This is a genomic window from Thermococcus sp. MAR1 (assembly GCF_012027305.1).
In the GTDB taxonomy this organism is placed as follows: Archaea; Methanobacteriota_B; Thermococci; order Thermococcales; family Thermococcaceae; genus Thermococcus.
Genome location: NZ_SNUF01000003.1, coordinates 52,909 through 75,104, shown reverse-complemented (window position 1 = coordinate 75,104; position 22,196 = coordinate 52,909). Strand labels below are relative to the sequence as shown.

Sequence of the window (22,196 nt, the reverse complement as noted above, 5' to 3'; positions counted from 1 at the left end):
TTTGCGAGAACATAAGAAAGAGAAAAGAACTCAGCCCTTCAGAACCTCGACTATCTGCTCCGCGACCTGGACTCCAGCCCTCATCTGGGCCTCGACGGTTGAGGCCCCTATGTGGGGAGTAAGGACAACGTTGTCGAGCTTTGTGAGCGGGTGATCCTTCGGGAGGGGCTCCTCCTCGAAGACGTCCAGGCCAGCTCCAGCGATCCAACCCTCCTGGAGGGCCTTAACGAGTGCTCCGGTGTCAACCACAGCCCCCCTAGCCGCGTTTATGAGTATCGAGGTCGGCTTCATGAGCTTAAGGCGCTCCTCGTTGATGAGGTGGTAGGTTTGCTCCACTAACGGGACGTGGAGAGTGACTACATCGCTCTCCCTCAGGAGGGTCTCGAGGTCAACGAACTTCCCACCGACCTCTTTGGCCCGTTTTTCGTTCGGGTAGGGGTCGTAGAGCAGGACTTTCATGCCGAGGGCTTTGGCTATCTTGGCTATCTGGTAGCCTATTCTTCCAAAGCCGACTATTCCGAGGGTCTTGCCCTCAAGCTCGATTCCCATAGCCTGCTTCTTGGCCCAGATACCTTCCCTCATCTTCCTGTCGGCGAAGGCTATCTTCCTGGCCACGTTGAACATGAGAGCAACGGCAAGCTCGGCGACGCTTCTGCTTGAGGCACCGGGACTGTTGACGACTTTAATGCCCCTCTCCTTTGCCGCCTCAAGGTCTATGTTGTCCAGCCCGACACCGGCCCTTCCGATGACCTTGAGCTTTGGAGCCACCTCGATGACCTTTCTCGTCACTCTGGGCTTGCTCCTAACGATTATGGCATCAACATCCCCTACGAGCTCCAGAAGGCGAGCCTCATCGGGATATTCCTCAAAGATAACATCAAAACCGGCGTTCTTCAAAATCTCTATCGCCCTCTCGTGCAGGGGGGCCGCAACGAGAACCTTCACCATTTCCATCACCTCATCCCCTTCTTTTTATGGCCATGAGCATAACCTGGTCGGAAGCGTCCTCAGCACGGTCTGCTATGTCACCTATCTTCGTCAGTATCTGGTTCCAGATAAGCTTGGCGTAGGTCGTGATTGTCTCGCTCTCAAAAACCTTGCCCTTGACGTCGTACTCAACCTCGTCGGCCTTTTCCTCGGCGTCCTCAACGGCTTTGGCCAACTCTATCGCCCTGTCAACGTCGGAGTTGAGGGCATTAACGGCATCCTCAAGGATGGCGTAGCTTTCTATTGCCGACTCCACGAGCTCCATAATCTCGCCCTTTAGCTCCATCGGCGCCTTCGGCTTCGCAAGAATCAGAGTGTGGGCCGCGCTCTCGGCAGCGTCAGCCACCTGGTCGATGAGCTCGCTCAGCCTCACGTAGTCCCCCCTGTTGGCGGGCAGAAATGCGCCCTCGTAGAGCATTGTCTCTATGCCTCTCCTGAGCGTGTCGGCCTTGCTCTCAAGCTGGTCAACCTCCCTCTCAAAGGCCCTGGCCCTCTCGAAGTCCCCGTCGAGATAGGCGTTCATAAGCTCCCTGAAAGCGACCAGAGACTCTTTAACGACCTCAAGGTGACTCTCGATGGCTTCAAAGACGCTGCTCTCTTTACCACCGAATATGGGCATTTTCCCTCCCCCTCGATAACTTCCAACCGTGGGGTTTATCTACTTTGCCCTTCCTTTGCCTTGATGAGTGCCCAGAGGAGCTCGTTTCTCGGGGCCTCGATGCCGACGGAGCTAGCGTACTCCACTATCTTGCCATGGATGTAGTCAACCTCCGTCCTCTTCCCCCTCCTTATGTCCTGGAGGGTGGAGTTGTAGTTCTCCCTAGTGCGCTCTATCGTGTCCCACAGGAGCTCCAAGGGGTGCATCTCGAACTGGACGCCAAGCTGCTGGGCGACGAGGCATCCCTCCCTGGCGATCTCAACCGATATCGCTTCAAGGTACGGGTTATCCTTCAAAAAGCCGTTTTTTACTTCAAGGACCGTTCCCAACCCATTGATGACTGAGTTGACTATGGTCTTTGCCCATTTCCATCCATTCACGTTCTCCGTGACGTGGGTTTCCAGGCCGGAGGCGTTGAAAACCCCGGCGACCTTTCCGACGAAGGGGTCGCTTCCTCTAGGATACCTGCCGATGACGGTAATTCCCTTTCCTGTCCACCTCACGTGCCCCCACTCGACCAGCATCGCCCCGTTCGTGGTTATCCCTCCCATAACATTGGGCGTAACCTTCAACGCAAGCTCCTCGTTGCCCAGGCCGTTCTGAATGCTGAGAATCCACGTCTCTGGCCCGATGCAGTTGCGCGCACACTCAAGGGCGGCCTTGGTAGAGTAGGACTTGGTCGAGAGTATCAGAAGCTCCGGGGGCTCATCGGGCGCGTAGAGGCTTGCCTCCGGATGCACAGTGAACTCCTCAAATCCAGAAACGTGTAGCCCGTTCTCGTTTATGGCCCTTACCTGCTCCTCCCTTCCGATGAGCGTTACGTCGTTGCCGGCCCTTGTAAGTAGGGCTCCGAAGAGCGAGCCTATGCTCCCCGCACCGAGTACGTAAATCTTCATTCCACCACCGCAAGCGTTTAAAGAGAAACCCTTAAAGCCCTATCGATGATAAGCGTTGTTCTCGTCGAGCCAGAGGGGCCGGCGAACATAGGGATGGTAGCGAGAACCATGAAGAACTTCGGCTTCTCCAGGTTAGTCCTCGTTAATCCGAACGTCACCGAGGAAAGCTACAGCTACGCAGTTCACGCGGTGGATGTTCTCGAAGACGCGCTGATATTGGAGAGCTTTGAGGAGGCTCTGGGGCTTTTTGACCTCGCCGTTGGAACGACAGGAAAGCCCGGGAAAAGCTACATCCCCGAAAGGGCACCGCTGATGCCCTGGGAGCTGGGAGAAACCCTACATGGCTATTCTGGGAGAGTCGGCCTCTTCTTCGGCAGGGAGAGCATCGGCCTGAAGAACGATGAGATGGCAAAGCTCGACTTCACGGTAACGATTCCGACAAGTGAGGCCTATCCGGTCATGAACCTTGCCCAATCCGTTGCCGTTATCCTCTACGAGCTTGCGAAGGAGAGGCCAGAAGCTAACGTCCACTCCCTCGAGCCCGCAACGAGGAGGGAGAAGGTGGAGCTGGTGAATGCCTGGGAAAAACTGTTAGAGGTTCTTAACTACCCCAAAGACGCCGAGAGGAGGAAGGTCTTCGTAAAGGTCTTCAGGCGTTTCGTTGGCAGGGCTGCCCTCTACGGGAGGGAGGTTCACACGCTCATCGGGCCGATCAGGAAAGCCTCTAAAAAACTGGAGGAATGCGGAGATGCTGAGCGTAGGGAGGTTTGATATAGCGGGCAGAGAGGTATGGATAGGGGTAGTCCACTCCGAAAAAATCCAGGGAATAACGTTCTCCCTGGAAAGGGAGCAGTTTGAGAGCAACATAAACCGCCTCTTGGCCTTTCTAAGAAAGAGGGGCGTTAGCGTTGACGCCGCGAGGAAAAAGAGCCAGTACCCATCTCTGGTAATGGAAGTTATCACCGGAGAGCTCAACAACGAGGAGCTCCTCTCGATGCTGTCCTTCGAGGGAGTTACTCCCTTCGAGAGGCGAGTTTACGAATGGCTCACGAAAAACGTTAAAAGAGGGAGCGTTATAACATACGGTAACCTTGCGAAGGCCGTGGGAACGTCTCCACGGGCAATCGGCGGGGCCATGAAGAGGAACCCGTACCCGATAGTCGTTCCCTGCCACAGGGTTGTGGCTCGCGATGGTATCGGTTACTACACTCCGAGGCTGGAGGAGAAGATGTTCCTGCTCGAAATTGAGGGGGTGGAAGGATGGACAAGCTCAAAGCGTACCTAATCGGTTTCCTGATAGCAATCCTAGCAATAGCCGCTGGAATAGTCTGGTACGGCGGCTGGACAATGCTGCTCAGGGTTATCCTGACCCTCGGCTTCCTCGGCGTCACCCTGATGCTGCTCTTCTTTACCGGACTGACGCTCTACGCCGAGAGCTGGAAGTACGGGATAATCCTTGCGGTCTTCACCGCGATAAGCGGCTACGGCCTCTACCTGAGCGCCACCTGGCGGAGCCTCAACGTCGTTGCCGGTATAATAGTCTTCTTCATCGCGATAGTTGCCTTCGGCATCTGGTATATCAGCGAGCCGGATTTAAGCCTGGCAGACCGCTTCCGCTCGGCGGAAAAACTCGAAAAGATGGGCAAATACAAGGCCGCGGCAAGGAAGTACGAGAAGGCCGGAAACTACCTGAAGGCCGCTGAGATGTACGAGAAGCTCGGCTGGATGGAGAGCGCCGCCTGGGCCTACGAGAAGGCCGAGAAGTACGAGAAGGCGGCGGAGATTTACGAGCAGCTGTATGAGAAGGAGAAGGACACCTACTACCTCAAGGAGGCCCACGAGTACTGGAAGAAGGCGGGAAACATGGATAGGGCAGCTAAAGCCCTTGAGCGCTACGCCGAGGAGGAGCCGTGGTTCTGGGAGGACGTGGCGAAGCTCTACGAAGAGCTGGGCAACGAGGAGAAGGCCAGGGAAGCATGGGAAAAGGCCCTGGAGTACTACCAGAAGGAAGCCCAGGAGGAGGGGGTCTTTTACGAGGACGTTGGAAACATAGCGAGAAAGCTTGGAAAGGAGGGGCTGGCGAGGGAGGCATACCAGAAGTTCCTTGAATACTGCCTGAAAGAGGCGGAGCAGGACCCCATGTGGTGGAAGCACGTTGCTGAGGCCTACGACTACCTGGGAGAGAAGGACAAGGCGGAAGAGGCCAGAAAGAAATACGAGGAGTACAGGGCGAAGATCATGAAGGCCAACGAGGAGACCTCGAAGTTCCCGGAGGAGAAGGAGAACCAGAGCTAAAATACCCTCTTTATTCCCTCAATTTTGTCAAAGTTCCTGTCGTTCGAGAGTATCCTCTTCACGCCGTACTTCTTCATTGTGGTGTAGTGAATGGCGCCATCAAAATCCAGCTTTTCTACTCTCTCCGCTTCCATGAGAATTTCAGGCGTCAGCGGGACGACTCGAATCCCAAGTTCCGGAAGTATTTCCATAAGGTCAAACCTTCCGTTACTGTTCAGCCTTCTGAGGAGTATATAGAGCTGCCAAACGGTCAGAGATGAGGTTATCATTGACCCGTAATGTTCTTCCAGCAAATCGGTGGCCCTATCAGAGAACTCGGGGTTATCAGTAAGGTGGTAGTAGATCACGTTAACATCAACGTAGACCCTCACAGCTCTCCCCTCAGGAGCTTTTCAGTTTCTTCGTCCACGATTTCGTCAATTTCTTCACCTGTAAGGTTTTCCCCCCGGAAAATTCCCCGGTATTTCATCAGCTTCTCCCTGACGGGAATCAGGATTATCCTGCCGTCCTTCTCCTCGACGTAGAACTCCCTGGAACGGAGGTTTTTCCTGATGCTGGCGGGGAGGTAAACCCTCCCGTTGTCGTCGAGCCTCACAACTTCCACTGCCATGGTAAAGATTAGATTTTTGGAAAATAAATAGTTTTTGGCAAACACGATTCCCTAATACACTTCTCCCGTTTCCTCAAGCTCCTCCAGTTCCTCCTCGATTTCCCTCTTCTTTTTCTCGGCATAGCGCTCCATCCAGTCGAAGAAGAGCCAGGTCGCTAGGAGAAGCAGGGCTATACTTAAGAAGCCGAATACAATCTGAAAATCCGTGGGAACGGTCTGGGGGATGTAGGGCATGCTCCCACCGAAGGGGATTTTGCGGAGCACCTAAAAAACTTTGCCAACCTTTTTAAAATCCGGGTGAAACTCTCCTCAGGTGGTAGCGATGATGGGAATGAACCCCCGGCAAATGAAGAAGCTCATGCGCCAGATGGGCATCAAGATGGAGGAGCTCAATGGCGTCAAGGAAGTCGTAATCAGACTTGAGAACAGGGAGATAATCATAAGAGACCCCGCGGTCACGGTTATCACTGCGCAGGGCGAGAAGAGCTACCAGATAATCGGGCCCGAGGAGGTCAGGGCGATAGTCAGCATCCCCGAGGAGGACATAAAACTCGTGATGGAGCAGACCGGCGTTGACTACGAGGCCGCAAAGAAGGCCCTGGAGGAGGCCAAAGGGGACCTGGCAGAGGCGATACTTAAACTGAGCGGGGAGTGAAAAAAGAAAAGGCCTCATGTCCTTTGCCCTTTTTCGAAGTTCTCTATAGCCTTCACGAGCGGGATGAGATGCATCAGCGCCGGACCACCGGCCATGAGAACCGCGACAAGTCCTGCCTCTATAAGCTCCTCAGGCTTTGCGCCGGCGGCGAGGGCCTTCTGGGTGTGGAGGTAGATGCACCACTCGCAGCCCTGGGCGATGCCAAGGGCAAGGGCTATGAGCTCCTTCTCACGGGTTGTCAGTGCCTTGTTGTCGAGGGTCTCACGCAGGAAGCGGGAGAAGGCCGATATCTCCTTCGGGTGCTCCTTTCCGAGTTTGTCGAGGAGCTCTTCTATTTCCTGAAGTTTGACGTTAACCTCGTCGTAATCCATGGGAACCACCGTAAATAACTCGCGTTCTGGGTTTAAAGGCCTATCTCCAACTTTAGGTTAGAAACCAGCCGTTCCAAAAGACTATAAACCCCATCGAATAGGTGGATACGATGAGGGCGATAGGGGTCATAAGGAAATCAAGGCGGGACAGGATAAGCCGCGAGGAGTTTGAGGAACTCCTGAGGAGTGCCGGCTACGAGGTAGTGGCGATTCTGGAGCAGAACAGGGAAGAGCATCCCAAGTACAACATCGGAAAGGGCAAGCTGGAGGAGCTGAAGGAGCTCGTGAGAGAGCTCAAGCCGGATAGGGTGATATTCGCCAATAAGCTCACGCCTAGCCAGGCCTACAACCTCTGGAAGGAGCTGAGGGTTGAAATCATTGACAAGTGGCAGCTCGTCCTTGAGATATTCGAGAGGCGGGCACATTCCAAGGAGGCCAAGCTCCAGGTTGAACTCGCCTCCCTTCAGTACGAGGTTCCGCTGGTTAAGGAAGCAATTAGGAGAATCAAGCTTGGCGACAGGGCAGGCTTCAAGGGTATGGGTGAATACCAGACCAGGCAGTACCTCAAGCACATCAGGTATAGAATGGGCAGGATAAGGAAAGAGCTGGAAAAAGTCAAGGCCGACCGGGCTGTAAAGAGGAAACGCCGTGAGGAGGTCGGCTTCATACTCCTCGCCCTGGCAGGATACACCAACGCCGGCAAGTCAACGCTACTCAACACCCTGGCAAGGGAGGAGATAGAGGCGAGAAACCAGATGTTCACGACTCTCGATACAACCACACGGCGCTTCAAGCTCTCGGGAAAGAGGGTTCTCCTGACTGACACGGTTGGCTTCATAGACGGGCTTCCCCCCTTCATAGTCGAGGCATTTCACTCGACGCTGGAGGAGATCGTGAAGGCGGATATAATACTCCTCGTGCTCGACGTCAGCGAGCCCTGGGGCGAGATAAGGAGAAAGTTTCTGGCTTCCCTCAACGTCCTCAGGGAACTGAGGGCCCTTGATAAACCAATGATAGTCGTGCTCAACAAGATAGACCTGACCACGGATGAGGACGTGAGGGACAAGGCAAAGAGGATATGGGAGATAATCGAGGAGCGTGGTATAAACGTCTCCCGCGTGGTGGCAATATCTGCAAAGCTCAACCAGCTGGAGGAACTCTATAGTGCCCTGGAGGAGGTCATACTAACCCTGCCCAAGTACAGTGCCTTTGAGATAACCGTGGACGATCCGGAGAAGGTGCCACAGGTTATGGCGCTGATAAACGCCATCGGCGAGGTTCTGAATGTGGAGTATGGGGAAGAAACGAGGATAGAAGCGTACATTCAGACGGGGATGATAAAGGAGCTGACGAGGCTCGGGGTTGGAATAAAGAGACTAAACTAGCCCCACCAGTGAGAAAGCCCTGAATATCACCAGGGAGATAACTATGGCCGTCAGCGGTGTGGCGACCCATCCGAAGATTATGTCCCTGATGACCGACCTCTCAACCCCTTCCCCCGCGAGAAGGCCAACGCCAACGACGCCGCCGACTATGGACTGGCTCGAGCTGACCGGAAGTCCGAAGAAGTTCGCCAGGCTGACGGCTATTGCCGAGCCGAACTGGGCTGCAAAGGCCGAAACCGGGCCGAGGGCGGTTATCTTCTTTCCGACGGTGTGCATAACCGCGTAGCTGAAGGTTAGCGAACCAACTGCCAGGCTGAGTGCAACCACTATTCCGGCCGTTTTGGGTTCCATGAAGCCCGCACCCACTATTGGGCCGGAGGCGTTGGCAACCTCGTTCGTCCCGAAGTTGAATGCCATGTAGGAACCCCCAAGTATCGCCAGAGCCTTGTAAAGGGCTCAATTGTTGACATGCTCTTGATTTTAGAGATGACCCAAGAGTAAAAGCGATAGAGAAGCATGGCAAGTATCCCCGAAAGTATGGGTGAAACAACCCAAGCGGAGGCTATCTTAAGGAGGGTGTACCAGTTGACGGGTGCGCTTGTCGCGAGGCCAACCCCTATGACACCGCCCACTATCGCCTGGGTTGTGGAAACCGGCAAACCCTTGACGGTCGCTATCGTCACCCATACACCAGCGGCCAGGAGGGCTATAACAGCCATCTCCATGGTCAAAAAGCCGCTGGGAACTATTCCCTCCCCAACGGTCTTCATGACCTTGTATCCCTTGAGATAAGCCCCAAGAACAACGAATATCGCTATCGTGAGCGTGGCCTGGCGGAAGCTGAGTATCCCGGCACCGACGGCGGTGCCCATGGCGTTGGCGGAATCGTTGGAGCCTATGTTCCAGGCTATGTAGAACGCCACCGCAATCGCTGCAAGGGCCAGCCCGTCCATGGGTATCACCTATATAGTCTATATATATCCCCGGTGGAGGCGAGGCTTAAAAGTTTTTGCCAAGATGTGAACGAACTTTTTTCGAGAAATGATGCCTTAATTAAGCCATTGACGACTGACAACGTTCATGCCTACCCAAAGACACCTGCCGAAGGTCGGTTAAGCCAATACCGAAACTTAAATAAATGCATTGGATGATTAAAGTTTGACAAACTTAAGGAGGCAGGAATGATGATAGAGATTCGTTTTCACGGTAGGGGTGGACAGGGCGCAGTTACCGCCGCCAATATACTAGCCTCAGCTGCTTTCCTTGAGGGCAAGTACGTCCAGGCGTTCCCGTTCTTCGGTGTTGAGAGGCGTGGAGCGCCGGTTACGGCATTCACCAGGATTGACGAGAAGCCGATAAGGATAAAGACCCAGATCTACGAGCCGGACATAGTAGTCGTCCTCGATCCCAGCCTTCTCGACACAGTTGACGTTACAGCGGGTCTCAAGGACGACGGCATAGTCATCGTCAACACCGAGAAGAGCAAGGAGGAGGTTCTTGAGAAGCTCAAAAAGAAGCCGGCCAAGCTGGCCCTCGTCGATGCTACCACCATAGCCCTCGACGTCCTAGGACTGCCCATCACCAACACCGCAATCCTCGGTGCGGTCTCAAAGGCCACAGGCGTCGTTACCCTCGAGCACGTCCAGAAGGCCATCCAGGACGTCTTCTCCGGAGCCCTTGGCGAGAAGAACGCCAAGGCAGCTGAAGAAGCATTCAACAAGACCGCCATTTACGAGCTCTGATTCTCTTTCCTTCATAATCCTTGACAAGGGGTGAAAAGCGTGAACACGTTGTTTGGTGAAAGGAAGGAAGGGGCAACCAAGATCGTCCTCAAATCTGTGGACGAGTATCCTGAGGCCCCCATCAGTCTGGGAACCACTCTGAGCAACTTTACTGGGGATTGGAGAACATTCATACCCGTGATAGACGACGACAAGTGCGTCAAGTGCTACATCTGCTGGAAGTTCTGCCCGGAGCCGGCAATATTCATCCGTGAGGATGGGTATGTTGGAGTGGACTACGACTACTGTAAGGGTTGCGGAATCTGCGCGAACGAGTGCCCGACCAACGCTATAACAATGGAGAAGGAGGAGAAGTGAGATGGCCGAGTACAAGCCCATTAGGAAGGTTGTGAGCGGCAACTACGCCGCTGCATACGCCGTCAAGCACGCCCGCGTTGAGGTCGTCGCGGCCTACCCGATCACTCCCCAGACGAGCATCATCGAGAAGATAGCCGAATTCTTGGCCAACGGCGAGATCGAGGGACTTGAGTACGTTCCGGTGGAAAGCGAGCACTCAGCCATGGCCGCCTGTATAGGTGCCAGTGCCACCGGCGCCAGGGCATTCACTGCAACCTCCGCCCAGGGTCTCGCGCTCATGCACGAGATGCTCCACTGGGCAGCTGGGGCGAGGCTCCCGATAGTTATGGTCGATGTGAACCGTGCAATGGCTCCCCCCTGGAGCGTCTGGGACGACCAGACCGACAGTTTAGCTCAGCGCGACACCGGCTGGATGCAGTTCTACGCCGAGAACAACCAGGAAGTTTACGATGGCGTGCTGATGGCATTCAAGATAGCCGAGACGGTTAACGTCCCCACTATGGTCATAGAAAGCGCCTTCATACTGAGCCACACCTACGACGTCGTCGAGATGATCCCCCAGGAGCTGGTTGACGAGTTCCTCCCGCCGAGGAAGCCTCTCTACACCCTCACAGACTTCGACAACCCAGTGTCGATAGGTGCCCTTGCAACGCCGAACGATTACTATGAGTTCCGTTACAAACTCGCCAAGGCCCATGAGGAGGCAAAGAAGGTTATAAAAGAAGTCGGAAAGGAGTTCGGCGAGCGCTTTGGAAGGGACTACAGCCAGATGATCGAGCTCTACAGGACCGAGGATGCCGACTTCGTCTTCATGGGCATGGGCTCGCTCATGGGAACCGTCAAGCAGGCCGTTGACGTCCTCCGCGAGGAGGGCTACAAGGTGGGAGCAGCAAAGGTCCGCTGGTTCAGGCCCTTCCCGAAGGAAGAACTGTACGAGCTCGCAAAGGGCGTTGATGGCATAGCCGTCCTCGACAGGAACTTCTCCTTCGGACAGGAGGGCATACTCTTCACCGAGGCCAAGGGAGCGCTCTACAACACCAATGCAAAGCCGCTCATGAAGAACTACATAGTCGGCCTCGGAGGAAGGGACTTCACCGTCAGCGACGTCAGGAAGATAGCCGAGAACATGAAGGCGATAATCGAGAAGGGAGAGCTTGATGTAGAGGTGGACTGGTACCACCTTAAGAGGTGAGAACGATGGAGATTCCCGAGAACGTTAAGAAGAGGTTGAGCATTCCCGCTGAGGAGCACTTTTACGCTGGCCATACAGCCTGCCAAGGGTGTGGTGCCTCGCTCGGTATTCGCTACGTGCTGAAGGCGTACGGAAGGAAGACCATATTCACAATCCCGGCGTGCTGTTCGACCATCATAGCCGGTGCGTGGCCTTACAACACCCTTGATGCCAACCTGTTCCACACGGCATTTGAGACCACCGGTGCCGTGATGGGTGGCATTGAGGCCGCTCTGAAGGCTATGGGGTACAAGGTCAAGGGCGAGGACGGAATAATGGTCGTCGGGTGGGCCGGCGACGGTGGAACTGCCGATATAGGCCTGCAGGCACTCTCAGGCTTCCTCGAAAGGGGACACGATGCAGTTTACATAATGTACGACAACGAGGCCTACATGAACACCGGAATCCAGAGGTCCGGCTCGACCCCCTACGGAGCCTGGACCACCAACACCCCCGGCGGAAAGAAGCACTTCCTCGAGAGGAGGCACAAGAAGAAGGTCATCGACATAGTCATCGCCCACGAGATACCCTACGCGGCAACTGCCAGCATAGCCTTCCCAGAGGACTTCATAAGGAAGCTCAAGAAGGCCAGAAAAATACCGGGTCCGAGCTTCATACAGCTCTTCGCCCCGTGCCCGACAGGCTGGCGCTCACCGACCGACAAGAGCATCGAGCTTGCCCGCTTAGCAGTCCAGACCGCCTACTTCCCGCTCTTTGAGTACGAGAACGGAAAGTACAAGATCAACATGCCCTCAACTAAGAAGGAGCCCAAACCAATAGAGGAGTTCCTCAAGCTCCAGGGCAGGTTCAAGTACATGACCAAGGAGGACATAGAGATCCTCCAGGAGTGGGTCAACCACGAGTGGGAGAAGCTCAAGAAGCTCGCCGAGGTATTCGGCTGAGCTTTCCATCTTTAATTCCTCGCAAGGTTTAAGTTCCAATATGATAATTCACCTGAGGTGATAAACATGGCCGAGAGTCCGTTTAAGGCCGACATTGAGAGGGTTCAGAAGGAGTATAGCGAAAAGATGACCCCAGGGGCGATAGCCACGATTCCTGGGAGCAGCGTCATAAACAAGACCGGTTCCTGGCGTGTTTTCATGCCAGAGTTCAACCGGGACAAGTGCGTCCGCTGCTACCTCTGCTACATATACTGCCCGGAGCCGGCTATCTATCTCGACGAGGAGAACTACCCGGTCTTTGACTACGACTACTGTAAGGGTTGCGGAATCTGCGCGAACGAGTGCCCGACGGATGCAATAATAATGGTTAGGGAGACCAAGTGAGGTGGTGAAAGATGCCGATGAGAAAGGTTATGAAGGCCAATGAAGCCGCTGCCTGGGCGGCCAAGCTCGCCAAGCCGAAGGTCATAGCGGCGTTCCCGATTACACCATCAACGCTCGTTCCAGAGAAGATTAGTGAATTCGTTGCCGACGGAGAGCTCGACGCTGAGTTCATCAAGGTCGAGAGCGAGCACTCGGCGATTTCAGCCTGTGTTGGGGCTTCAGCAGCGGGTGTTAGAGTCTTCACAGCAACGGCCTCTCAGGGTCTTGCACTCATGCACGAGATACTCTTCATTGCAGCAGGAATGCGCCTTCCGATAGTCATCGCCGTCGGAAACCGCTCCCTGAGCGCACCCATCAATATATGGAACGACTGGCAGGACACCATCAGCGAGCGCGACACCGGCTGGATGCAGTTCTACGCCGAGAACAACCAGGAGGCACTTGACCTCATTCTGATAGCCTACAAGGTCGCCGAGAACGAGAAGGTCCTTCTCCCGGCGATGGTCGGCTTCGACGCCTTCATCCTGACCCACACCGTTGAGCCGGTCGAGATACCCGATCAAGAGGTTGTGGACGAGTTCCTCGGCGAGTACGAGCCGAAGTACGCATACCTCGACCCGGCCAGGCCGATAACCCAGGGTACCCTCGCCTTCCCGGCCCATTACATGGAGGCCCGCTATACTGTCTGGGAGGCCAACGAGAACGCCAAGAAGGTCATCGATGAGGTTTTCGCCGAGTTCGAGAAGAAGTTTGGAAGAAAGTACCAGAAGATAGAAGAGTACAGGACGGACGACGCTGAGATAATCTTCGTTACCATGGGCTCCTTAGCTGGAACCGTCAAGGAGTACGTTGACCACCTCAGGGAGAAGGGCATAAAGGCCGGTGCCGCAAAGATGACAGTTTACAGGCCGTTCCCGACTGAAGAAGTCCGCGCTCTCGCCAAGAAGGCGAAAGTCATAGCTCTCCTCGAGAAGAACGTCACCTTCAGCATCGGTGGGGCACTCTTCCAGGACTTCAGCAGAGCTTTGATAAACGAGAGCGAGAAGCCGAAGATCGTTGACTTCATCCTCGGCCTCGGTGGCAGGGACGTCACCTTCAAGGACCTAGACGAGGCCCTGGCCATAGCACAGAAGGCTCTGGCTGGAGAGGAGTTTGATGAGGTCAACTGGATCGGCCTGAGGAAGGAGATTCTGTGAGGTGATGAAGATGGCAGTTAGAAAGCCCCCGATCACAACTCGCGAGTACTGGGCACCCGGTCACGCCGCCTGTGCCGGCTGTGGCTGTGCCACCGCTCTCAGGCTCGCCACCAAGGCCTTCAGTGAGGCCATGGAGGAGAAGTACGGTGATCCTAACGCCTTCGCGATAGCTCAGGCCACCGGATGTATGGAAGTCGTTAGTGCCGTCTTCCCGTACACCGCCTGGAAGGCCCCCTGGATACACGTCGCCTTTGAGAACGCAGCTGCAGCTGCTAGCGGTGTCGAGGCCGCCTGGAAGAAGCTCGGAAGGAAGGGCAAGATACTCGCCATAGGCGGTGACGGCGGTACCGCGGACATCGGTATGCAAGCGTTAAGCGGTATGCTCGAGCGCTGGCACAACGTCGTTTACCTGATGTACGACAACGAGGCCTACATGAACACCGGAATCCAGAGGTCAAGCTCAACCCCCTACGGTGCCTGGACCACCACCAGCCCGCCGGGCAAGTACTCCATCGGTGAGGACAAGCCCAAGAAGTGGGTCGCCCTCATAGCTGCCGCCCACCAGGTTCCCTACGTCGCAACCGCCAGCATAGGCAACCCCTTCGACTTCGTCAAGAAGATGAAGAAGGCCGCCAAGGTGGACGGCCCGGCTTTCGTCCAGGTTCAGTGTACCTGCCCGACCGGCTGGAAGAGCCCGCTCGAGAAGGGCGTTGAGATAGCTCGCCTTGCCATCGAGACCGGCGTCTGGCCGCTCTTCGAAATCGAGAACGGCGACCTCTGGAACATCAAGATACAGTCCCCAGGAGGGGGCGCCAAGGTCAAGCGCGAGGGAGGTCGCGTGGTAGCCATCGAGTTCAAGAAGCCCATCGAGGAGTACCTTAAGCTCCAGGGCAGGTTCAAGCACCTCTTCAAGCAGCCGGAAGCGATAGACGTCATGCGCGAGCAGATCAAGGCTATGTGGAAGGTTCTTGGCGTTGACGTCACCCTCCCGAAGCCGGAGGAGTGAGCCTTTCCTTTTTCCTGGCTTTTTTGGCGTTAATCCACCGCATCCTTGAAGGCCAGCGCGAGGGCCCTAACGCAGTTTTTAATTTCCTCGCTCACTTCCATCCAGTCCCCGGGCTGACAGCCGAGGAGCAGGAACCGGGTCTCCGGAAGCATCTCGGCCAGATGGTCGAGCGTCACCCTGAGCTGGAAGCGGAAGTCCTCGGGAACATCTCCAATAGCCTCCCAGGGGTCGGCAGCGACCACTTTACCGGGCCCACTCCCGAATTCAAGGGGGACCGCAACTATCACCAGCTCCGGACGAAAGCGTATTATGGCCCCCGCCTGGCTCTCAGGAACGTCGTGGCAGTTGATCGGAAGGAAGTTGGGATTCTCCACCGCCAGAGAAAGGGCCTCGGCCAGATAGGCCCCAAATCCATAATCACCGCGTTTCTCGTTGCCCACGCCACAGAGGACTATCCTGCGCGCATCTCCGATTATCTCGTCGATCCTCACGGTGAAACCTCCAAAAAGATATCAGAGAAGAACGTAGCCGGAACTCACGCTCTTCCTGAGCTCTTCCTCACTCAGCTCCCTCCTGTGCTCGGGTATGTTCCTGGCGCGCCTCTCGTTGACGAGTTCAAGGACCATCTCCAGCGGGCCGTACTGGATGGCCTCCGCCGGGCACATGAGGGCGCAGGCCGGTTCGAGACCCACCTCACGTCTGTCTGCACACATGTCGCATTTGGTTATTGCCCTGACCTTAAGGCTGTAGAAGGGAACGCCGTAGGGACACACCTGGAGACAGGCGAGACAGCCGATGCACCTGTTCTCGGCTATCCTCACGGCTCCATCCTCGTCCCGGTAGATGGCATCGGTTGGGCAGACCCTCACGCAGGGAGCGTCGTCGCAGTGCTTGCAGTTTATCGGGAGGTACTGCTTGTTCTCCGTCACGTAAATTCTTATGTGCGGGCTCCCATCATGGATAAAGTCGCAGACGGTCTCACAGGTTTCACAACCAATGCACGTGAGGTGGTCGAGGTAGAGGTACTTCCTCTCCATCAGGGCTCCCCCCTGAGCCACCCGTCGATTGAGACTGCCGCATAGAGGCCGTCCTTTATCGCCCTGCCGACCTTCGTCGGGCCGTTGACGACATCCCCGGCGGCGAAAATTCCCTCGACGCTGGTCATGTGCCTGGAATCAACTACGATCCTGCCCCTCCTGTCGGTGACGATGTAGGAGCCGTTAACCGGTGGGGTGGAGACCATGCCTATGGCGAAGACCAGGTAGTCGAGCTCAACCTGGAACTCCGAGCCTTCAATGGGTATAGGCCTCCTCCTTCCGGTTTCATCGGGCTCTCCAAGACGGGTTCTAAGGAGTTCTATGGCCCTAACGCGGCCGTTCTCACCTATCACGCGCTTTGGAGTGACGAGCTCGAACCACTTGACCCCCCTGTTCCGCAGGATGTTTATCTCGTAGGCTCCGGCGGGGGCTTCCCTTATCGTCCTGCGGTAGAATATCTCAACCTCCGCACCGAGGCGGTTGCACTCAAAGGCAACGTCAACGGCCGTGAGGCCCGCCCCTATTATCCCGACCTTCTTGCCCTCCAGCTTGGGGACCTTATCCCTCGGAACGTAGCCGAGTTCGTAACCTTTTATCCAGAAGAGGAGCTCCAGCGGTGAGAGTATGCCCTCCAGGTCGTCCCCAGGAATTCCAATCCTCCTCACGTTCCAGATTCCGGTGGCTATTAGAACCGCGTCGTAGTTCTCCCTGAGCTCACTGAGCCTAACGACCCTCTCGTAGAACTCGTCGCCCTCGTCCTCCCGCTCATCCTCCATGACCTTCGTCCTCGGGTAGTAGGTTACCTCAAACTCCTCCTCAAGTTCCTTCGCGCCGAGGCGAACCCTCTCGACTGGAATCCTGAACTCCGGGATGACGAAGAGCATCAAGCCGCCGGGCTCGGGCATTTTGTCGTAGATGTCAACGTCGTGTCCCCTGCAGACGAGGTAGCCGGCAGCCGTGAGTCCAGCAGGTCCGGCGCCGATTATTGCTACTCTTTTCCCCGTCGGATTGGGCTTCTCTCTGCAGAGAAAGGAGAACTTTATGCCCCTCATTTAACGGTCCCCCCGAAGAACCTCAGGTACTCGCTCGGGAACTCCTTGACGCGATCGTGCTTGCATCTGTCACACATGAAGACGACCTCAGGATGATCGTAGAACTTTTCGAGCTTGTGGTAGAGGAACTCCGCGGTTTTAACGGTGTAGTCCAGCTTCCTACCACAGACCTGGCAGTGGGCGTACTCGAACTCGAGGTCGAGCCTGTCAGGGTGACCTTGGATAGCCTTCGTCGGACATATCTCGTTGCACTCGTAATTACACTCCCTGCAGAGCTCAGGATGGAAGGAGATGACCTTCTTACCGTTATCTATAACGAATATCGCGTTGTGTGGACACACCTGGGCACAGAGGGCGCAGCCTATGCAGGCGTCAGCGTTTAAGCCTTCCTTTTCCGGAGTCTCGGCCGGGGGTGAAAGGGAGGCCTTCTCTTCCCTCCCGAATAATCCCTTGATGCGCTTGAACATCGTCCCACCTCAAAAGGGAATAAAAGAGGGAGCTCAGATGCCGAGCTCCTTCCTCTTCTTCATTATGTGGTCGTACATCAGCTTCGCTGCCTTGTACGGGTCGGGCTCCACTATGAAGGCCGCTCCAACGATGTCGTAGAGATCCTGCGTGAGGATCTTCACCACCTTTGGACCGCCGAGAACCGGCGGAACTATGCCGAGGTGAGTGGTGATTCCGCTGGCCACGAAGTAGGTTCCGATTGAGACCGCCTTCTCGGTCATGGCCTCGGGGGCGGAGCCCACCACTGGTAATGCCGAGATGGGGACGTTCAGATCCCTCGCTATGAGGTCAGCTAAAACCAGCATCCTCGTGCAGTCAACGCACGAACCCATGTTGAGGGCGGGAGGAATGCCCCACTCCTTGGCGAACTCCCTCAGGCCGGGCCCGACGTTCTCGGTGTCAACGTACTCGGGCAGGAAAATACCGTACTTCATCGCCGCTGTTGCCCAGCAACCGGTTCCTATGAGGAGAACGTCCCTCTTCATCAGCTCGTTGGCTATCTTTATGTGGTTGTGGTCCTGCTTTATCTTGGGATTGTTGCATCCGACCAAGCCGGCGACGCCCTTTATCTTGCCCTCGACTATCGCCTCCTCCAGGGGCTTGAGGGAGCCTCCGAAGTGTTTGAGTATTGCCTCGACGCTGAAGCCAACGTATCCTGCCATCTTCTCCTTGGGTATCTCTACCCTCTGCTTCGACCGGTTCGGGAAGTTCTCAACAGCGGTCCTGACTATCTCCCTGGCTATCTCATCCGCTCTCCTTTCGTCGAACTTGATGTGTATGGCTCCAGGGAACGTTGCCAGCGGACTGGTATCTATTATCTTGGTGTGGAAGCACCTGGCCACGTCAACCGTCGCGGGCATTATACACTGCACGTCAACGACCATGGCCTCAACTGCGCCGGTAACTATGGCCATCTCCTGCTGGAGGAAGTTGCCGGCTATGGGTATGCCGTGCCTCATGAGAACCTCAAGACCGGTACAGCACATTCCGACGACATTTATTCCTTTGGCGCCGAGTTTCTCGGCGAGTTCGAGCAATTCAGGATCCTGTGCCGCCTCGACTATCTTCTCAGACAAAACCGGCTCGTGGCCGTGGACGACTATGTTGACGTAGTCCTCCTTCAGAACCCCAAGGTTGGCCTCGGCCTTTATAACCTGTGGCGTTCCGAAGAGTATGTCCTGGAGCTCAGTCGCTATTAAAGAACCACCCCAAGCATCGCCGAGGGAAGTCTTCAGACCGTGGAGGAGTATGCTAACCGGGTCGTGATCTGTTCCTATGTGTGTCCTGTGGAGGCTCTCCACTATCTCCCTGTCGATTCCCCTCGGCAGGATGCCGTTCTCGAACCAGGGCATGCCGGCCTTTTCGGGGGCCTTCTCGAATATCTCGTAGGTCTTGGGGTTGAGATAGGCCTTGAGGAAGGCCAGCGCCTCCTCATCCTGCTTTCCGAAATCGTGGAGCGCCACTTCGGCAACTTCCCTGGCAAGCTCCCTTATAGTCTTGCCCTCGGTCTCGATTCCGAGTCTCTTGGCAACCGCTTTAAGCTTCTCAACGTCCCTAACCTGATAAGGCAGAACGTTCGAGGCCATGTTATCCAGCTCAAGGACGGGCTTCCCTTCCTTCTTGAACTTCTCGGCCATCTCGGCCGCTATGAGCAGGGTTAAAGCCACGTGCCGCCCGTGGTCGCTGTGGGCAGCAGCACCGGCTGCTATCATCCTGAGGAGGTTCCTGGCGACTATAGTGTCGGCATCGGCACCGCAGACGCCCCTCCTTGGCTCACCTCCAAAGGGGTTGATCCTGCACGGTCCCATCATACAGTTCCTGCAGCAGACTCCAAGGAGGCCGTAACCGCACTGCGGCTGTTGCTTCTCAAGCCGCTCCCACACAGTTTCGATGCCCATCTCCTGGGCCCGTTCGTACATCCGCTGGGTGGTACTATCGATGGAGACTTCTTTATACTTCTTCATTTCGACTCCCCCTCATTAATACGAATAATTTCGGCGTACATGGACCTGAAAAGGTCCCAACCGTTGTATTCCTCCTCATATGTGCCTTCTTTCAGCCTGATTATCCTCTCGGCCGTTTCTTTCCTGACGTTGGAGACTATCTCATCAATAGTGCCGAACTGGAGCGCCCCGGTCTTGCACGCCTCAACGCACGCTGGAAGTTTTCCTTCGACCCTTCTGTCGGGACACAGGTCGCACTTGAACATCACACCGTTGAGGGCTTCGAACTCGGGAATACCAAACGGACAGACGATGGCACACATCTTGCAGCCGATGCACTTTTCAGGGGTTATCATAACCGCGCCGTCTTCGTCGTGATAGAGCGCACCGGTGGGACATACCTCAACACAGGGTGCGCCATCGCAGTGCCGGCAGTTCATGGGTACGTTGTAGGCCCCCATGGGGAGAATGTGTATCCTCGGCAGGGGCAGCGGATCCTCAAAGATCGCCGAGAAGAGGTCCTTGCTCTGGGAGTGTTCCACTGCACACGCTATCTCACACTGCCGACAGCCAATGCACTTCGCTGGATTTATGAAAATAGTAGGCTTTGAATCGGTGGGCATAGGAAATCACCGTTGTTCTTTTTGACGTATACTTTATAAATCCCTTTCCGTTTTAACATACAACCCGGGGATAGTCTTTAAAATTGTAACAAAAATCGTTAAAAAATACAACAATGCAATGAATCAGGGTCACATAGGCCCTCCCGCGAGATAACTACCCAAAAGTGTGAAACCAAAGGTTATACATTTCTGTCCATCAAAGGTCATCTATAAAAGAATGTACATAAGTTCCAGAAAAATGGCATTAATTACCCAAATTTGTAGAATCATTGAGTTCGTATGTCGAACCTAAAAGCATTTATATCGCCGTATTTCAATCATTAGAGGTGCTCGATTATGACAAAACCTCTGAATCCAGAGGATGAGAAAAGGAGAAAGAAGCTGTTTGAAATCGCCGATGAGTTAAGGGAACGAACCAAAAAACAGGGCCCTGAGGAGGGCTTCAGGGTCGTGATAACGGGCAAGGGTGGAGTTGGAAAAACCACAATGACGGCTATTCTCGCGAGGCTCCTAGCCAGGGATGGCTACCGTGTTCTGGCCGTTGATGAGGATCCTCAGATGAATCTCGCACACGCCCTCGGCGTTCCAAAGGAAGTGCGCGATAAGATAGTCCCCCTCAACAGAAACTTGGATTACATAGAGGAGAAGACCGGAGCAAGACCCGGTACCAACTGGGGGCTCTACTTTTCGCTTACCCCCGACGTCAGGGACGTCGTTGACCGCTTCGGTGTCGTTGGACCTGATGGCGTCATGCTCCTCGTCATGGGAAGTGTAGTTCAGGCCGCGGCCGGCTGTCTCTGCCCCGAAAATGCTCTTCTCGATGCCGTCATCAAGTACATAAACCTCCGGAAGGGCGAGATAATCCTGATGGACACGCAGGCCGGGCTGGAGCACTTTGGAAGGGCCCTAGCTAAGGGCTTCAAGCAGGCGGTTATACTCACAGAGCCAACCTACAACTCCGTTCAGGTGGCGGTTGATGCGGCGAAACTGGCGAAGCAGTTGGGCATAGAGCACATCCACTTGGTAATCAACAAAGTGAAGAAGAGTACTCACGTGGAAAAGGTCGAGAGAATCCTGAACGAGCTCGGCTTCAACGACTTCACCACGAAGACGGTGATCCCCTACGATGAGATGGTGGAGGAGTACGACCCGGAGATAGAGGCAATACTCGCCAATCCCGAGTCACCGACCTACGTGAAAGCCCTAGAGCTGAAAGATATCCTCCTGAAGTACGCGGAGTAGTTAACACGCTGCTCTCTCTGTTTCTTTCAACTTTCATCTCACAGCCTGATACCCATATATGTATAATACTGTAAAAGTTTTGGACAAAACTTTTAAGCACCTTAGGCCAACCTAAGCCGGAGGTGAATTAGATGACCATCAAAGCTCCCACACTCAACATAGGCGGACTGGGCGCTGATCCCCTCACCCAGAGGATAAACGAGAAGCAGGAAAAGTGGACGTACAAGATAGCCGTCCTGAGCGGTAAGGGGGGCGTTGGAAAGAGCACCGTTGCGGTTAACATCGCCGCCGCTCTGGCAAAGAAGGGCTACTTCGTCGGAATACTCGACGCCGACATACACGGACCGAACGTCGCCAAGATGCTCGGCGTCGACAAGGCCGAGGTTCTGGCCGAGAAGATGGAAGACGGCAGGTTTGAGATGATACCCCCGATGAACGACTTCCTTGGCCAGACAACCCCGATCAAGGTCATGAGCATGGGCTTCCTCGTCCCGGAGGATCAGCCGATAATCTGGCGCGGTTCGCTCGTCACCAAAGCCATCAAGCAGCTCCTCGGCGACGTCAAGTGGGGTTCGCTGGACTTCATGATAATCGACTTCCCCCCGGGAACCGGCGACGAGATACTCACCGTTACCCAGACCCTCAAGCTCGACGCCGCTGTGATAGTCACTACCCCTCAGGAGGTCGCTTTGCTCGACACAGGCAAGGCCGTCAACATGATGAAGAAGATGGAGGTGCCCTACGTCGCTGTCATCGAGAACATGAGTTACCTCATCTGCCCGCACTGCGGCAACGAGATAGACATCTTCGGCAAGGGTGGCGGAAAGAAGCTCGCCGAGAAGGAAGGTGTTGACTTCCTCGGAGAGATTCCGATAGACCTCAGGGCCAGAGAGGCCAGCGACGCGGGGATTCCAATAGTTCTCTACGAGGACACCGTGGCGGCGAAGGCCTTCATGGAGATAGTTGACAAGCTCGTGGAGAAGCTTGAAGCTATGAAAGGCGAGAAGGAAGCCCCCGATGAATCCAAGGGGGAGTAATCCTCTAACGAATCCTTTTCCTTCTTTATCGACTTCCTCTGCATTAACTTTTTAACCACTTCTGGGTATCTCACTGGGAG

General features: G+C 55.2%; 27 protein-coding genes and 1 pseudogene. 14 read left to right on the top strand and 14 right to left on the bottom strand.

Going from position 1 to position 22,196, the window contains the following annotated elements:
• Window positions 1-30: 30 nt before the first annotated feature.
• From E3E25_RS10630 to E3E25_RS10620, 3 genes are read right to left on the bottom strand one after another with little or no spacing between them, the layout of a single operon-like run.
• The gene (locus E3E25_RS10630) at window positions 31-945 is read right to left on the bottom strand and encodes a hydroxyacid dehydrogenase (RefSeq protein WP_167893385.1); all 915 of its coding nucleotides are present in this window, start codon (window positions 943-945) and stop codon (window positions 31-33) included.
• Between the two features lie 13 nt (window positions 946-958).
• Window positions 959-1,606, bottom strand: coding sequence for a TIGR00153 family protein (locus tag E3E25_RS10625; RefSeq protein ID WP_167893277.1), 648 nt, complete (start codon window positions 1,604-1,606; stop codon window positions 959-961).
• A 35-nt stretch (window positions 1,607-1,641) separates the two neighbouring features.
• Window positions 1,642-2,541: a 2-dehydropantoate 2-reductase gene (locus E3E25_RS10620; RefSeq protein WP_167893276.1), complete on the bottom strand. Its 900-nt coding sequence runs from the start codon at window positions 2,539-2,541 to the stop codon at window positions 1,642-1,644.
• A gap of 45 nt (window positions 2,542-2,586) precedes the next feature.
• Here E3E25_RS10620 and E3E25_RS10615 point away from each other — a divergent pair, with 45 nt between their 5' ends.
• Genes E3E25_RS10615 through E3E25_RS10605 form a run of 3 tightly spaced genes read left to right on the top strand, consistent with a single transcriptional unit; the run spans window position 2,587 to window position 4,836 of the window.
• On the top strand, window positions 2,587-3,312 hold the full coding sequence (locus tag E3E25_RS10615; protein WP_167893275.1) for an RNA methyltransferase: 726 nt from the start codon (window positions 2,587-2,589) through the stop codon (window positions 3,310-3,312).
• On the top strand, window positions 3,290-3,826 hold the full coding sequence (gene otg, locus E3E25_RS10610; protein WP_167893274.1) for a methylated-DNA--protein-cysteine methyltransferase: 537 nt from the start codon (window positions 3,290-3,292) through the stop codon (window positions 3,824-3,826). Before E3E25_RS10615 ends, otg begins: the two co-directional genes overlap by 23 nt.
• Entirely contained in the window at window positions 3,802-4,836 is a 1,035-nt protein-coding gene (locus E3E25_RS10605) for a lipopolysaccharide assembly protein LapB (RefSeq protein ID WP_167893273.1), read from the top strand. The genes otg and E3E25_RS10605 overlap by 25 nt, the downstream gene beginning before the upstream one ends.
• Here E3E25_RS10605 and E3E25_RS10600 read toward each other — a convergent pair.
• The 3 genes from E3E25_RS10600 to E3E25_RS10590 are packed head-to-tail and all read right to left on the bottom strand — an operon-like array spanning window position 4,833 to window position 5,710.
• Window positions 4,833-5,207, bottom strand: a complete 375-nt coding sequence (locus E3E25_RS10600; protein WP_167893272.1) for a type II toxin-antitoxin system VapC family toxin — start codon at window positions 5,205-5,207, stop codon at window positions 4,833-4,835. The two genes, E3E25_RS10605 and E3E25_RS10600, sit on opposite strands and share 4 nt — an antisense overlap.
• Window positions 5,204-5,446 carry an AbrB/MazE/SpoVT family DNA-binding domain-containing protein gene (locus tag E3E25_RS10595; protein WP_206204721.1) on the bottom strand — a complete coding sequence of 81 codons (243 nt, stop codon included), beginning with the start codon at window positions 5,444-5,446 and terminating at the stop codon, window positions 5,204-5,206. The genes E3E25_RS10600 and E3E25_RS10595 overlap by 4 nt, the downstream gene beginning before the upstream one ends.
• Before the next feature lie 51 nt (window positions 5,447-5,497).
• Entirely contained in the window at window positions 5,498-5,710 is a 213-nt protein-coding gene (locus E3E25_RS10590; RefSeq protein ID WP_370456684.1) for a hypothetical protein, read from the bottom strand.
• Window positions 5,711-5,768: 58 nt separating this feature from the next.
• Between E3E25_RS10590 and E3E25_RS10585 the strand changes: the two genes are divergently transcribed.
• Window positions 5,769-6,101 (top strand): nascent polypeptide-associated complex protein, encoded by a 333-nt coding sequence (locus tag E3E25_RS10585; protein WP_167893382.1) that lies wholly within the window; start codon window positions 5,769-5,771, stop codon window positions 6,099-6,101.
• A gap of 14 nt (window positions 6,102-6,115) precedes the next feature.
• Here E3E25_RS10585 and E3E25_RS10580 read toward each other — a convergent pair whose 3' ends face one another.
• Window positions 6,116-6,472, bottom strand: coding sequence for a carboxymuconolactone decarboxylase family protein (locus E3E25_RS10580; protein WP_167893381.1), 357 nt, complete (start codon window positions 6,470-6,472; stop codon window positions 6,116-6,118).
• Window positions 6,473-6,582: 110 nt separating this feature from the next.
• Between E3E25_RS10580 and hflX the strand changes: the two genes are divergently transcribed.
• Window positions 6,583-7,857 carry a GTPase HflX gene (gene hflX, locus E3E25_RS10575; RefSeq protein ID WP_167893271.1) on the top strand — a complete coding sequence of 425 codons (1,275 nt, stop codon included), beginning with the start codon at window positions 6,583-6,585 and terminating at the stop codon, window positions 7,855-7,857.
• On the opposite strand, the pseudogene E3E25_RS10570 reads toward hflX, so the two are convergent.
• Window positions 7,849-8,810, bottom strand: a pseudogene (locus E3E25_RS10570) (inorganic phosphate transporter). The gene hflX and the pseudogene E3E25_RS10570 sit on opposite strands and share 9 nt — an antisense overlap.
• A 231-nt stretch (window positions 8,811-9,041) precedes the next feature.
• Here E3E25_RS10570 and E3E25_RS10565 point away from each other — a divergent pair.
• The 7 genes from E3E25_RS10565 to porB all read left to right on the top strand — a co-directional run bounded on the left by E3E25_RS10565 (window position 9,042) and on the right by porB (window position 14,675).
• A complete protein-coding gene (locus tag E3E25_RS10565) occupies window positions 9,042-9,599 on the top strand; it encodes a pyruvate/ketoisovalerate ferredoxin oxidoreductase subunit gamma (RefSeq protein ID WP_167893380.1) in 558 nt (185 codons plus the stop codon).
• Window positions 9,600-9,638: 39 nt separating this feature from the next.
• Entirely contained in the window at window positions 9,639-9,956 is a 318-nt protein-coding gene (locus E3E25_RS10560) for a 3-methyl-2-oxobutanoate dehydrogenase subunit delta (RefSeq protein ID WP_167893270.1), read from the top strand.
• A gap of 1 nt (window position 9,957) precedes the next feature.
• On the top strand, window positions 9,958-11,148 hold the full coding sequence (gene porA / locus E3E25_RS10555) for a pyruvate ferredoxin oxidoreductase (protein WP_167893269.1): 1,191 nt from the start codon (window positions 9,958-9,960) through the stop codon (window positions 11,146-11,148).
• A 5-nt stretch (window positions 11,149-11,153) separates the two neighbouring features.
• Window positions 11,154-12,089, top strand: coding sequence for a 3-methyl-2-oxobutanoate dehydrogenase subunit beta (locus E3E25_RS10550; protein WP_167893268.1), 936 nt, complete (start codon window positions 11,154-11,156; stop codon window positions 12,087-12,089).
• Between the two features lie 66 nt (window positions 12,090-12,155).
• Entirely contained in the window at window positions 12,156-12,473 is a 318-nt protein-coding gene (porD, locus tag E3E25_RS10545) for a pyruvate synthase subunit PorD (protein WP_167893267.1), read from the top strand.
• Window positions 12,474-12,484: 11 nt separating this feature from the next.
• A complete protein-coding gene (porA, locus tag E3E25_RS10540) occupies window positions 12,485-13,669 on the top strand; it encodes a pyruvate synthase subunit PorA (RefSeq protein WP_167893266.1) in 1,185 nt (394 codons plus the stop codon).
• A gap of 10 nt (window positions 13,670-13,679) precedes the next feature.
• Window positions 13,680-14,675 carry a pyruvate synthase subunit PorB gene (gene porB / locus E3E25_RS10535; protein ID WP_088181006.1) on the top strand — a complete coding sequence of 332 codons (996 nt, stop codon included), beginning with the start codon at window positions 13,680-13,682 and terminating at the stop codon, window positions 14,673-14,675.
• Window positions 14,676-14,704: 29 nt separating this feature from the next.
• On the opposite strand, the gene E3E25_RS10530 is transcribed toward porB, so the two are convergent.
• From E3E25_RS10530 to E3E25_RS10505, 6 genes are read right to left on the bottom strand one after another with little or no spacing between them, the layout of a single operon-like run.
• Window positions 14,705-15,166 (bottom strand): hydrogenase maturation protease, encoded by a 462-nt coding sequence (locus tag E3E25_RS10530; RefSeq protein ID WP_167893265.1) that lies wholly within the window; start codon window positions 15,164-15,166, stop codon window positions 14,705-14,707.
• Window positions 15,167-15,187: 21 nt separating this feature from the next.
• Entirely contained in the window at window positions 15,188-15,712 is a 525-nt protein-coding gene (locus E3E25_RS10525; protein ID WP_167893264.1) for a 4Fe-4S dicluster domain-containing protein, read from the bottom strand.
• Window positions 15,712-16,764 (bottom strand): FAD-dependent oxidoreductase, encoded by a 1,053-nt coding sequence (locus E3E25_RS10520; protein ID WP_167893263.1) that lies wholly within the window; start codon window positions 16,762-16,764, stop codon window positions 15,712-15,714. Before E3E25_RS10520 ends, E3E25_RS10525 begins: the two co-directional genes overlap by 1 nt.
• Window positions 16,761-17,231 carry a 4Fe-4S dicluster domain-containing protein gene (locus E3E25_RS10515; protein ID WP_167893262.1) on the bottom strand — a complete coding sequence of 157 codons (471 nt, stop codon included), beginning with the start codon at window positions 17,229-17,231 and terminating at the stop codon, window positions 16,761-16,763. The genes E3E25_RS10520 and E3E25_RS10515 overlap by 4 nt, the downstream gene beginning before the upstream one ends.
• Before the next feature lie 33 nt (window positions 17,232-17,264).
• Complete coding sequence (gene cooS, locus E3E25_RS10510; RefSeq protein WP_167893261.1) at window positions 17,265-19,235, bottom strand: anaerobic carbon-monoxide dehydrogenase catalytic subunit; 1,971 nt, start codon at window positions 19,233-19,235, stop codon at window positions 17,265-17,267.
• On the bottom strand, window positions 19,232-19,837 hold the full coding sequence (locus E3E25_RS10505; RefSeq protein WP_167893260.1) for a 4Fe-4S dicluster domain-containing protein: 606 nt from the start codon (window positions 19,835-19,837) through the stop codon (window positions 19,232-19,234). The genes cooS and E3E25_RS10505 overlap by 4 nt, the downstream gene beginning before the upstream one ends.
• A 336-nt stretch (window positions 19,838-20,173) precedes the next feature.
• Between E3E25_RS10505 and E3E25_RS10500 the strand changes: the two genes are divergently transcribed.
• Both E3E25_RS10500 and E3E25_RS10495 read left to right on the top strand, forming a co-directional pair.
• Window positions 20,174-21,079, top strand: a complete 906-nt coding sequence (locus E3E25_RS10500) for an AAA family ATPase (protein ID WP_167893259.1) — start codon at window positions 20,174-20,176, stop codon at window positions 21,077-21,079.
• A gap of 131 nt (window positions 21,080-21,210) precedes the next feature.
• Entirely contained in the window at window positions 21,211-22,116 is a 906-nt protein-coding gene (locus E3E25_RS10495) for an Mrp/NBP35 family ATP-binding protein (RefSeq protein WP_167893258.1), read from the top strand.
• The last annotated feature ends 80 nt before the right edge of the window (window positions 22,117-22,196 follow it).